Here is an 11592-nt window from a genome sequence, read left to right on the forward strand (position 1 = left end):
CCCCCGGACCCCCGCGCCACAAACGCCGGCGGGGCTGGATGGTGCGGCGGGGGTGGGTGGTGGGGTGGGTGGTTAGATTGGGCGGGTGTTCTCTCGTCTTATGCGTCTGCCGCGTTTCGCCGCACTGGCCGTCTGTGCCGTGCCCGTGCTCGGACTGCTCGCCGTCGCGGCCTTCGCGCCGCTGCCCTTCGTGATCGCCCAGCCCGGGCTCACGGCCGACGTGCTGGGCGCTCGTGACGGGAAGCCCGTCATCTCCGTCACCGGTGCCCCGACCCGCGAGACCCGGGGCCAGCTCCGGATGACCACCATCCAGGCCACCGGCCCCTCCACGACCGTCAACCTCCCCGAGCTCGTCGGGCACTGGTTCGACACCAGCCGCTCGGTCATGCCCAAGGAGGCCGTCTACCCCTCCGGCGGAAGCGACGAGGAGATCGAGGAGCACAACCTGGAGGAAATGGAGAAGTCCCAGTCGACCGCCGCCCAGGCCGCCCTCGGATACCTCCACAAGGACCCGAAGGCCGTGAAGGTCGACCTCAACCTCGCCGACGTCGGCGGCCCCAGCGCCGGGCTCCTGTTCTCGCTCGGCATCGTCGACAAGCTCGACGGCGACGGCAGCGGCGGCGACCTCACCGGCGGCCGCAGCATCGCCGGTACGGGCACCATCGGCGCGGACGGCACGGTCGGCCCGGTCGGCGGGGTGGCCCTCAAGACGCAGGCCGCCCGGCGCGACGGGGCGAGCGTGTTCCTCGTACCGAAGGCCGAGTGCGCGGACGCGCGGACCGAACTCCCCGAGGGGCTCCGGCTGGTCCCTGTCACCTCGCTGTCGGGCGCCGTGGACGCGCTGCGCGCCCTGAACCGGGGCGAGCCGGTCCCGGCGTGCTGACCCGGCCCCGCTGAGGGGTCCGCCGGACCACCCGGGCCGTGTCGCCCCCGCCGCGCGGCCCCGCGTCAGCCCTCCTTGATGAAGCCCTCCTTCACCAGCCAGTCCTTCGCGACCTGGTGCGGGTTCTCGCCGTCCACGTCCACCTTCGCGTTCAGCTCCCGGGCCACCTCGGTCGTCAGCTTCCTCGTCAGCGGGTCCAGCAGCTTCTCGATCACCGGGTACGCGGCGAGCGTCTTCGCGTTCAGCTCCGGCGCCGCGTTGTAGTTGGGGAAGAAATGCCGGTCGTCGGCGAGGGTGTCCAGGTCCATGGCCTTGATCCGGCCGTCCGTGGTGAACGCCTCGCCCAGCAGGCAGGAGTCGGACTTCGAGACCTGGGTGTAGATGATCCCGGCGTCCATCTTCCGGATGTTGGCCGCGGGGATGTCCATCCCGTAGGCCTTCTCCATGCCGGGCAGCCCGTCCTCGCGGGAGGCGAACTCGTTCTCCACGCAGAGCGTCACCGCCGAGGGGTCCTTCCGCGCCAGTTCCGCCACGTCCGAGAGGGTCTTCAGCTTGTACCTGGCGTTGTTCTTCTTGCTGATGGCCAGCGTGTACGTGTTGTTGAGGGCGGACTGCGGAAGCCAGACCACCCCGTTCCCGGCGTCCCCCGCCCGCACCGCCTCCCACTGCTCGTGCGGGTCGTCGATCGGTTCGGTGTTGCCCTGGTAGGTGATCCACGCCGTGCCCGTGTACTCGTACATGGCGTCCGCGTCGCCCTTGCGGATGGCCTCGCGCGAGCTGATCGAGCCCGGCAGGTTGGTCCGGTCGAGGACCTCGGCCCCGGCGGCCTTGAAGATCAGGCCGATCATCTGCCCGAGCACGATGTTCTCGCTGAAGTTCTTCGAGGTGACCGTCAGCGAGGCGCCCTTGAGCGGTTCGCCCTGACCGACCGAGCCCGGCCGTACGTCGTCCGCCATCGGGGAGCCGCTCTTGAGCCCGCAGCCACCCAGCGCGGCCGCACCCAGCAGTGCGGCCGCCGCCCCCGCGGCCCCCCGTGCACGCAAGGTACGCATCTACGCCTCCAGGCCGCGCGGGGTCAGGGCCGTCTCGGCCAGCCAGGCAAGCCAGTCCACGAACAGGGCCAGCAGCACCGTCAGTACCGAGCCCACCACCAGGACCGGCATCCGCTGCGTCTGGATCCCCGAGGTGATCAGGTCGCCCAGGCCGCCGCCGCCGCCGAAGGTGGCCAGCGTGGCGGTGCCCACGTTGAGGACCAGGGCCGTCCGGACGCCCGCCAGGATCAGCGGGACGGCCAGCGGCAGCTCCACCCTCGTCAGCGTGCCCGCCGAGGACATGCCGATCCCGCGCGCCGCCTCCACGAGCTGCGGGTCGATCGCCCGCAGGCCCGCCACCGTGTTCGACAGCACCGGCAGTACCGCGTAGGCGACCATGCCGATGATCGCGGTGGACGGGCCGATGCCGAGCCAGATCACGAGCAGGGCCAGCAGGCCGATGGCCGGGGTGGCCTGGCCGATGTTGGCGAGCGCGGTGACCGGCGGGGCGGCCCTGCGCATGCCCCTGCGGGTGAGCGCGATGCCCAGCGGGATCGCGATCACGAGCACCCAGAAGGTGGAGACCGCGGTGAGCTGGATGTGCTGCCACAGGCGCAGCCGCACGTTGCCGCCGCCGAGGGAGTTCTTCTCGATGGGGTCGAGGGTCAGCGAGTCGACCCACAGGTACAGGGCCAGCAGCACCAACGCCAGGGCGACCGGCGGGACCACCAGCATGCGCCAGGTGATCCGGCGGGCCGGGGCCTTCCGCGCGGGCGCCGCCTCCTCGCCGGGCGGCTGCTCGTCGTGCGGGCCGGGGTCGCTGAACGCCCGGCCCCGGACCTCGTGCTCGCCGGGCGGGCGCTCCTCGCGCGGTCGCCGCGGGGACCGCCCCCGGGAGGGCATCGGTGGCACCGTCATGAGCCGCCCGCACCGCCCTCCAGCTCCTGTTCGGTCCGGTGGTGGCGCAGTTCCTCCAGGTCGTGCTGGTGCTCGGCGGCCGCGAGCCGGTCCGCCTCCAGCATCTCGTGCACCGAGTTCATCAGGGTCTCCATGTCCACCACGCCGATGTACTCGCCCCGCCGGCCGGTCACCGCGACCCGGCCGCCGCTGTCGGTGAGGACCGCCTCCAAGGCGTCGTGCAGGGTGGCGTCCCGGGTGACGGTGTCGTGCACCAGCTGCCCGGCCCGGGCCAGGGACCCCTTGGCGCGCATGAGGTCGCCGCGGCGCAGCCACTTGTACGGGCGCCCGCGGCGGTCGAGCATCAGCAGTTCGTTGCCCGCGCCGCCGCGCAGGGTGTTGAAGATCTGCTGGAGCGGATCGTCGACGGAGACGGTGGGGAAGTCGGCGATCCCCACGTCCCTCACCCGTGTCAGGTTGAGCCGTTTGAGGGCCGCGCCGGCGCCGACGAAACCGGAGACGAAGTCGTCGGTGGGGTTGGTGAGGATGGCCTCGGGGGTGTCGAACTGGGCGATGTGCGAGCGCTCGCGCAGTACCGCGATGCGGTCGCCGAGTTTGATCGCCTCGTCGAAGTCGTGGGTGACGAAGACGATGGTCTTGTGCAGTTCGTGCTGGAGCCGGATCAGCTCGTCCTGGAGGTGGTCGCGGGTGATCGGGTCCACCGCGCCGAACGGCTCGTCCATCAGCAGCACGGGCGGGTCGGCGGCCAGGGCCCGCGCCACGCCCACGCGCTGCTGCTGCCCGCCGGAGAGCTGGCGCGGATAGCGGCCGTGGAACTCGCGCGGGTCCAGTCCGACCAGGTCGAGCATCTCCTCGACCCGGTCATCGACCTTCGACTTCGACCAGCCCGTCATCCTGGGGACGAGGGCGATGTTCTCGGCGACGGTCATGTGCGGGAAGAGCCCGGACGACTGGATCGCGTACCCGATCCTGCGGCGCAGCTTGACCGGGTCCATGTCGGTGACGTCCTCGTCGCCGATGCGGATCCGGCCGGAGGTGGGCTCGATCAGCCGGTTGATCATCTTGAGGGTGGTGGACTTCCCGCAGCCCGAGGGGCCGACGAAGACGACGGTCTCGCCGGCCCTGATGTCCATGGAGACGTCGTCGACGGAGGGGTTGGGGTTGCCGGGGTAGCGCTTGGTGAGGTTCTCCAGCCGGATGGCGGCGCCGGACGCGGCGCTGCCCCGCGGTCCGGCGCCGCCCCCCGCTCCGTTGGGCTCAGACACGGATCCCCCTCGGGATGGTCAGACGGCCGAGCAGGACGTACGCGGCGTCGAAGAGCAGGGCCAGGACGACGATGCCCAGCGTCCCGGCCAGGACCTGGTTGAGGGCGTTGGCGCTGCCCAGCGAGGCGATCCCCCGGAAGATCTCGTTGCCGAGGCCCGGCCCCGAGGCGTACGCGGCGATGGCCGCGATGCCCATGAGCATCTGCGTGGACACCCGGATGCCGGTCAGGATCGGCGGCCAGGCGAGCGGCAGCTCCACCTTCAGCAGCCGGGCGGCCCGGGACATCCCGATGCCCGTCGCCGCGTCGACCAGGGCCGGGTCCACGCCGCGCAGGCCCACGACGGAGTTCCGTACGACGGGCAGCAGCCCGTACAGGGTCAGTGAGATCACGGTCGGCGCGACACCGAGGCCCACCAGTGGGATCAGCAGGCCGATCAGGGCCAGGGAGGGGATGGTCAGCATCGTGGCGGTGGTGGTGACGGCGAGGTTGCCGCCCCAGCGGCTGCGGTAGGTGGCCACGCCGATGGCGATGCCGAGCAGGGTCGCGATCACCATGCACTGGAAGACGGCGCTGGCGTGCTGGTAGGCGTCGGTGAGGAGCTGCTCGCGCGCGTAGGACAGGTAGGCCCAGAAACTCACGCCGTGTCACCCCGTCCCGTACGCCGTGCCCGGCGGTGGCCGCCTAGTGCCGTGGCCGCAAAGGTTCACCGGGCGGCCACGGCACTAGCGGTCGTCGTCCTCGGCCGCCTGTTCGACCAAGGGGATGATCCGCAAGGGCACGGGATTTTCCATGACAATAGCTGTCGAAGCGCGAACAATGCCATCAAAGCCGACAACTCGGTCGATCACCCGTTGGAGATCGGCGTTGGACCGCGCCACCAGCCGGCACAGCATGTCCCCGTGGCCGGTGGTGGTGTGCAGCTCCAGCACCTCCGGCACGCTGTTCAAGTGCGCCCGTACGTCGGTCCCTTGGCCCTGTTTGATCTCCAAGGTGGCGAAGGCGGTCACCGGGTATCCGAGAGCCGCCGGATCGACCTGCGGGCCGAAGCCGCGGATGACTCCGTTCGACTGAAGCCGGTCGAGCCGGGCCTGCACGGTCCCGCGCGCCACGCCGAGCCGGCGCGAGGCCTCCAGTACCCCGATCCGCGGCTCGCGTGCCAGCAGGACGATGAGCCGCCCGTCGAGATCGTCGATGCCCATGGATTCCTCCGTCGTGGTGAGGGTCGCGCCGCGGGTGGTCATAGTGCACAGATGTTTCAGCAATCTGCCGAGTGTTCTGGTCAGTATGTACAGCAGATTTGGAAACTATTGCGCAGCTTGTGGATCGGCGGGACTCTGCGCTCATGACTGAGACCCTCGACACCACCCCCCGCACCGCGCGTGAGGCCGACCCCTTCCCGGTCAAGGGAATGGACGCGGTCGTCTTCGCCGTCGGCAATGCCAAGCAGGCCGCGCACTACTACTCGACCGCCTTCGGCATGAAGCTCGTCGCCTACTCCGGACCGGAGAACGGCACGCGCGAGACGGCCAGCTACGTCCTGACCAACGGCGGCGCCCGCTTCGTGCTGACCTCGGTCATCAAGGCCACGACCGACCGCGGCCGCTTCCTCGCCGAGCACGTCGCCGAGCACGGCGACGGCGTGGTCGACCTCGCCATCGAGGTCCCGGACGTGCGCGCCGCGTACGCCTACGCCGTCGAGCACGGCGCCCGCGGCCTCGACGAGCCGTACGAGGTCAAGGACGAGCACGGCACGGTGGTGCTCGCCGCCATCGCGACGTACGGCCAGACCCGCCACACGCTGGTGCAGCGCGGCGACTACACCGGCCCGTACCTGCCCGGCTTCGTCGCCGTGGAGCCGATGGTCGAGCCCCCGGCCAAGCGCACCTTCCAGGCCATCGACCACTGCGTGGGCAACGTCGAGCTCGGCCGCATGAACGAGTGGGTCGCGTTCTACAACAAGGTCATGGGCTTCACGAACATGAAGGAGTTCGTGGGCGACGACATCGCGACCGAGTACTCGGCGCTGATGTCGAAGGTGGTCGCGGACGGCACCCTGAAGGTGAAGTTCCCCATCAACGAGCCGGCGATCGCGAAGAAGAAGTCGCAGATCGACGAGTACCTGGAGTTCTACGGCGGTGCGGGCGTCCAGCACATCGCCCTCGCCACGAACGACATCGTCGCGACCGTGCGGTCCATGAGGGCGGCGGGCGTCACCTTCCTGGACACCCCGGACTCGTACTACGACACGCTCGGCGAGTGGGCCGGCGAGACCCGCGTGCCGGTGGAGACCCTGCGCGAGCTGAAGATCCTCGTCGACCGCGACGAGGACGGCTACCTGCTGCAGATCTTCACGAAGCCGGTGCAGGACCGGCCGACGGTCTTCTTCGAGATGATCGAGCGGCACGGGTCGATGGGCTTCGGCAAGGGCAACTTCAAGGCCCTGTTCGAGGCGATCGAGCGGGAGCAGGAGAAGCGCGGCAACCTCTAGCCGCCACTGCCGCCGCCGGCCGCCACCGCCGCTGCCCGGCCCCCGCTGTGACCGTCCGGCGGGGGCCGGGCCCTGTCGGCGGCGCGGTGCCGCTGCCCGCCGGAGGGGTGCGGGCAGCGGGAGCGCACCCGCCGGCGGCCGGGGCACGGGTCCGGGCGGAGACCGCCGGGCCCCGGGGTCAGCGCGCCGACGGCGCGGGGGCGGGAGGGGCGGGCTTCGCCGCGCGCGGAGCGGTGGACGGGGCCGGCTTCCCCGCGGGCTTCGCCGCGCGCGGGGCCTTCGCGGGGGCGGGCTTCGCCGCCGGCTTCGCCGCCGGGCGCGGCTTCGGGAGTTCCGGCTCCACCCACGGAGTGGCCGGCTGGACGTGCTCCGGGCCCCCCGGCGGCGGCTGGCCGATCCCCGCCAGGACCTCCTTCGCCCGCGGGCCCCGCAGCGGCGAGAAGTGGGGGTTCGTCCGCAGCGCCTCCTGGAGGTGGCGCCGGGTGGCCGCCTCGTCGCCCAGCGCCCGCTCGATCATCGCCCGGTGGTAGGCGAAGTCCGCGCTCCGCAGCCCCTGTTCCGTGGCCTTCTTCGCGTACTCCAGCGCGCTCGTGTCGTCGCCCGACTTGTGCAGGGCCCATCCCAGCGCGTCCGCCACCTGCACGCTCCTGTGCCGCGACCACTCCTTGCGCAGGCGCCGCACCGCCGCCGCCGGATCCCCGTGGTCCGCCTCGTACAGGCCCAGCAGCACGTGGTCGTCCCCGCCCCGCGACCCGCTCCCGCCCCCCGCGGCCAGCGCGCCGAGGACGTCGTACGGAGTACGCGCCTCCTCCTCGCGCCCCAGCGACTCCAGCAGTTCGCCCAGCTCAAGCGCCAGCCTCGGCACCGGCGTCCGGCCCAGGGCCAGCCGGTAGTCCCGCACCGCCTCGCCGCTCCGGCCCAGCGCGGCCAGCGCCCGGGCCCGGCCGCCCAGGGCCTCGGCCTGCCCCGGATCGGCGCGCAGCGCCCCCTCGTACTGCCGCAGCGCCTCCGCCGCGTCGCCCCGCTCCCAGGACAGCTCGCCGAGCCGGTACAGCGCGTACGCCTTCTCCGCCGGGGACTTCGCCGCTCCCGCCGCGTGCTCCATCGCCACCACCGCGTCCTCGCGCCAGCCCCGGTCCCGGTATACCTGCGAGGCCCTGGTGTACGCCGCCAGGCCCGGTCTCAGCTCCAGCAGCCGCTCCATGGCCCCCTGCGCGCCCTTGTAGTCGCCCAGGCCCGTGTACGCGTCCACCAGCACCGGGTACGCCGTCCACCGCCGCGGCGCCTGGGCCCGTACGAGCTCGCCCCACCGCTTGCCGGTACCGAAGTCCCGCCGGGCGTTGGCCAGGGCGCCCATCCCCGTCATCGCGTCGAAGTTGCCCTTCTCGACCGGGCGCACCTCCAGCGAGCGCTTCAGCGCCTTCTCGGCCCGCGGGTACCAGGCGGGGTCCGCGGTCCGGCGCGCCTGCTCCAGGCAGGCCGAGCCGAGGACCGCCCACGAGGCGTCGTCGTCCGGATGCGCGGCCACCCACTTCTCGCGGTCCGCGACCAGCGCCGCCAGGTCCACCGCCGCCGCGGGCGCGCCCATCCCGACCGCCGACGCGGCCCGTTCGCTCGGCCCCGGCGGGCGGGCGTCGTCCCCGGCCCGCACCGGCCGGATCAGCAGGGCCCCCGCGATCAGGACCACCGCCACCGCGGCGGCCACGAGCGTCTTGCGGCCGGTGAAGGTCACGGGCGGCGCCGGCTGCTGCGATTCCTCGTCGAAACGGTCCATGGGCTCACTGTGCGTCAATATGAAGAGTTCGCCGAGGTGTCCGAAGACGAGCGCGGCCGTGTTCACACCGATGGCCCCGGGTGCCAGGGTGGGCCCATGGATGATGACCGCTCCGCCCAGCTCGCCGCCCGCCTGCGGGAAGGGATGCCGGCCGAGGCCGTCCTGACCGACCCCCAGGTCACCTCCGCGTACGCCACCGACATGGCGAGCTTCTGTGCCGCGGGCACCCCGGCCGCCGTCGTCCTGCCCCGGACCGTCGAGCAGGTGCAGCACGTCCTGCGCACCGCCACCGCGCTGCGGGTCCCCGTGGTCCCGCAGGGTGCCCGCACCGGACTGTCGGGCGCCGCCAACGCCTCCGACGGCTGCGTGGTCCTCTCCCTGGTGAAGATGGACCGCATCCTGGAGATCAGCACCGTCGACCGCATCGCCGTGGTCGAACCGGGCGTGGTGAACGCCGTCGTCTCCCGGGCCGTCGCCGCACAGGGCCTGTACTACCCGCCGGACCCCTCCAGCTGGGAGCAGTGCACGATCGGCGGCAACATCGGCACCGCCTCCGGCGGGCTGTGCTGCGTCAAGTACGGGGTCACCGCCGAGTACGTCCTCGGCCTCGACGTGGTCCTGGCCGACGGACGGCTGCTGCGTACGGGCCGGCGCACCGCCAAGGGGGTCGCCGGATACGACCTCACTCGGCTCTTCGTCGGCTCCGAGGGCAGCCTCGGAGTCGTGGTGCGGGCCGTGCTGGCCCTGCGGCCGGCCCCGCCCCGGCAGCTCGTACTGGCGGCCGAGTTCCCGTCGGCCGCGGCCGCATGCGACGCCGTCTGCGCCGTCATGGAGGCCGGACTGACGCCCTCGCTGCTGGAGCTGATGGACCGTACGACGGTGCGGGCCGTCAACGCGCTGGGCAGGATGGGCCTGCCCGAGACCACCGAGGCCCTGCTGCTCGCGGCCTTCGACACCCCGCACGCCGCCGAGGACCTCGCGGCCGTGGGCGGGCTGTGCACCGCCGCCGGGGCAACCGCCGTGGTGCCCGCCGAGGACGAGGCCGAGTCCGAACTGCTGCTCCGGGCCCGCCGGATGTCGCTGACGGCGCTGGAGGCGCTGCGTCCCGCCACGATGATCGACGACGTGTGCGTACCGCGCTCGCGGCTCGCCGAGATGCTGGCCGGGACGGCTGCCGTCGCCCGCGCGTACGACCTGCTCATCGGGGTCTGCGCGCACGCCGGCGACGGCAACACGCACCCGGTCGTCTGCTTCGACCCGGCCGACGAGGACGAGACGCGGCGGGCCCGCGAGTCCTTCGACAAGATCATGGAGCTGGGTCTGGAGCTCGGCGGGACGATCACCGGGGAGCACGGGGTCGGCGTGCTCAAGAAGGAGTGGCTGGCCCGCGAACTCGGCCCGGTGGGACTGGAGATGCAACGCGCGGTCAAGCACGCCTTCGACCCGCTGGGGCTCCTCAACCCGGGCAAGCTGTTCTGACCGCGGGCGCGCCGGGGGTGCCTCACAGGTCCCCGTCCGCCGACTCGTCCGAGGGCCACGGGTCGCGCATCCAGAGCTCGTCGGCCGGGGTGGGGGCGAGCAGCTCGGCCAGCGCGGCGTCCAGGCCCAGCCGTTCGGCCTCGGTCCCCGGCGGGACGATCCGCAGAGTGCGCTCCACCCAGGCCGACACGGCGGCGGCGGGTGCCTCCAGCAGGGCGTCGCCGTCGGGGGAGCTGAGCGCCACGCACAGTACGGCCCGGCCCTCGACCTTCGTGGGCCAGATCCGCACGTCGCCGTGGCCGCAGGGGCGGAACACCCCCTCGACCAGGAGCTCGCGCGCGAAGGTCCAGTTGACCGGGGTGCTGGAGCCGGTGTGGAAGGTGATGTGGACGGCGTACGGGTCGTCCGTGCGGTAGAGCAGCCGGGCGGGGACGGGCACGGAGCGCTCGGGGGACAGGACCAGCCTGAGTTCCAGCTCGCGTTCGACGGCGGGGTGGTGCATGACGGCCTCACTTCGGTGCGCTGCGTGCGCTCGGCATCGCTTCGGTGTGCGGGGCCGGATCGCGCCCCGCACCCGGGGAGAGCCCCGATGTGCCCGGGTATGACGCGACTTCGCGGACCGGACCGGAGATTGGCCGAAATCTTTGGGATGGCTGGAAATCGATGGTTCGTGCGGCGGGTCGCCCGGGAGGCCGGACAGGGGTTCGCCGATCGAGTGCGTGACCTTTCGGGCGCCGTGTCGTTGATCGGATGACAGTACTGATGGTGAGGAGGGGGAGCGCCACCCCGCGGCGATGGGAACACATCCTCGAACCGGACACGGCGTGCGTCCGGCGGGGGTTCGGGGGCCGATCGGGGACGCTGGGAGTCTCCCGTTACCGGACCTGTCGCGGTGCGGTTCTTGGCTATGGTCCTCCCCTGCACAAGCCTCAAGCCACGATCGGAGTTGAGGACATTGACGGCCTCCCCTGGTGACGGCGAGCACGCGGCCCGCGAGGGCTACTACCCCGATCCGTCCATCCCCGGCTACGTCCGGTACTGGAACGGCGTGTCCTGGGTCCCCGGTACGAGCCGTCCCGCCGCGAGCCCGGCCGCCAGTCCCGCCGCGAGCCCGGCCGCCAGTCCCGCCGCCGGCCCGGCCGCCGCGAGCCCCGCCCCCGCCGCGGGCCCGGCCCCCGTGGTGCCCGTCACACGCGTCGCCCCCGTCACCCGAGTCGCGGCCTTCCCTCCCGAAACCCCCGTCACGCCGGCCGTGCCCTTCGACGCGACCGGCCCGGTGTTCCTGGACGAGACCTCCATGACCGAGTCGCTGCCCGAGTCGGCGGCGCCCGTCGTGTGGCAGGCCGACCCCCTGCACCAGGCCGGCTTCGGCGGACCGCGCGACCACCGCGTCTCCTGGGGCAGCCCGGCGGAGCAGGCCGAGGCGCCCGGCGCCGGGATCTCCCTCGCCCGTACGGCGGCGGCCGCGGCGGCCCCCGCCCCGGCGGCCCCCGCCCCGGCCCCCGTACGGGCCGCTCCCGAGGCTCCCGCCCCCGTACAGCGGTTCCCGGCGCAGCCGGTCGAGGGGATCCTCTCGGCGCGCTCCCCGGCGGCCCAGTACCCGGTGGCGGACGCGCCGTGCGCCCCCGCCGCCGCGTGGCCCGAGGCCCCCGGCCGCGGGGGTCCCGGTTCCGGCCTCACGACCTCCTGGCCCGCGCAGGCGCCCGCGCCCGCCCGGGAGTCCGCGCCGGCGCCCGCGCCCGCCCGGGAGTC

11 protein-coding genes are annotated in these 11592 nt (G+C 72.9%); 4 read left to right on the forward strand and 7 right to left on the reverse strand.

Annotated elements, in window-relative coordinates:
• Positions 1–100 precede the first annotated feature (100 nt).
• Positions 101–883: a S16 family serine protease gene (locus ACFWUQ_RS29535; protein WP_384544111.1), complete on the forward strand. Its 783-nt coding sequence runs from the start codon at positions 101–103 to the stop codon at positions 881–883.
• A gap of 65 nt (positions 884–948) precedes the next feature.
• Here the strand turns inward: ACFWUQ_RS29535 and ACFWUQ_RS29540 are convergent, their stop codons facing one another.
• The 5 genes from ACFWUQ_RS29540 to ACFWUQ_RS29560 all read right to left on the reverse strand — a co-directional run bounded on the left by ACFWUQ_RS29540 (position 949) and on the right by ACFWUQ_RS29560 (position 5298).
• A complete protein-coding gene (locus ACFWUQ_RS29540; protein ID WP_384544113.1) occupies positions 949–1935 on the reverse strand; it encodes a glycine betaine ABC transporter substrate-binding protein in 987 nt (328 codons plus the stop codon).
• Positions 1936–2817, reverse strand: a complete 882-nt coding sequence (locus ACFWUQ_RS29545; protein ID WP_384544115.1) for an ABC transporter permease — start codon at positions 2815–2817, stop codon at positions 1936–1938.
• Positions 2818–2828: 11 nt separating this feature from the next.
• Positions 2829–4097 carry a betaine/proline/choline family ABC transporter ATP-binding protein gene (locus ACFWUQ_RS29550; protein WP_384544117.1) on the reverse strand — a complete coding sequence of 423 codons (1269 nt, stop codon included), beginning with the start codon at positions 4095–4097 and terminating at the stop codon, positions 2829–2831.
• Positions 4090–4737, reverse strand: coding sequence for an ABC transporter permease (locus tag ACFWUQ_RS29555; protein WP_384544119.1), 648 nt, complete (start codon positions 4735–4737; stop codon positions 4090–4092). The genes ACFWUQ_RS29550 and ACFWUQ_RS29555 overlap by 8 nt, the downstream gene beginning before the upstream one ends.
• Before the next feature lie 84 nt (positions 4738–4821).
• On the reverse strand, positions 4822–5298 hold the full coding sequence (locus ACFWUQ_RS29560) for an Lrp/AsnC family transcriptional regulator (protein WP_384544121.1): 477 nt from the start codon (positions 5296–5298) through the stop codon (positions 4822–4824).
• A 143-nt stretch (positions 5299–5441) separates the two neighbouring features.
• Between ACFWUQ_RS29560 and hppD the strand changes: the two genes are divergently transcribed.
• Positions 5442–6587, forward strand: a complete 1146-nt coding sequence (gene hppD / locus ACFWUQ_RS29565) for a 4-hydroxyphenylpyruvate dioxygenase (RefSeq protein ID WP_384544122.1) — start codon at positions 5442–5444, stop codon at positions 6585–6587.
• A gap of 178 nt (positions 6588–6765) precedes the next feature.
• Here hppD and ACFWUQ_RS29570 read toward each other — a convergent pair whose 3' ends face one another.
• Complete coding sequence (locus ACFWUQ_RS29570; RefSeq protein ID WP_384544124.1) at positions 6766–8361, reverse strand: tetratricopeptide repeat protein; 1596 nt, start codon at positions 8359–8361, stop codon at positions 6766–6768.
• 96 nt (positions 8362–8457) lie between these two features.
• Between ACFWUQ_RS29570 and ACFWUQ_RS29575 the strand changes: the two genes are divergently transcribed.
• Positions 8458–9840: an FAD-binding oxidoreductase gene (locus ACFWUQ_RS29575; protein WP_384544126.1), complete on the forward strand. Its 1383-nt coding sequence runs from the start codon at positions 8458–8460 to the stop codon at positions 9838–9840.
• A gap of 22 nt (positions 9841–9862) precedes the next feature.
• Here ACFWUQ_RS29575 and ACFWUQ_RS29580 read toward each other — a convergent pair whose 3' ends face one another.
• Complete coding sequence (locus tag ACFWUQ_RS29580) at positions 9863–10342, reverse strand: SsgA family sporulation/cell division regulator (RefSeq protein ID WP_384544128.1); 480 nt, start codon at positions 10340–10342, stop codon at positions 9863–9865.
• A gap of 453 nt (positions 10343–10795) precedes the next feature.
• On the opposite strand from ACFWUQ_RS29580, the gene ACFWUQ_RS29585 reads away from it, so the two are divergent.
• Positions 10796–11592: DUF2510 domain-containing protein (locus tag ACFWUQ_RS29585; protein WP_384544130.1), on the forward strand; the 797-nt coding region annotated here is incomplete at its 3' end.

This window comes from Streptomyces sp. NPDC058662 (assembly GCF_042716255.1).
GTDB lineage: Bacteria > Actinomycetota > Actinomycetes > Streptomycetales > Streptomycetaceae > Streptomyces.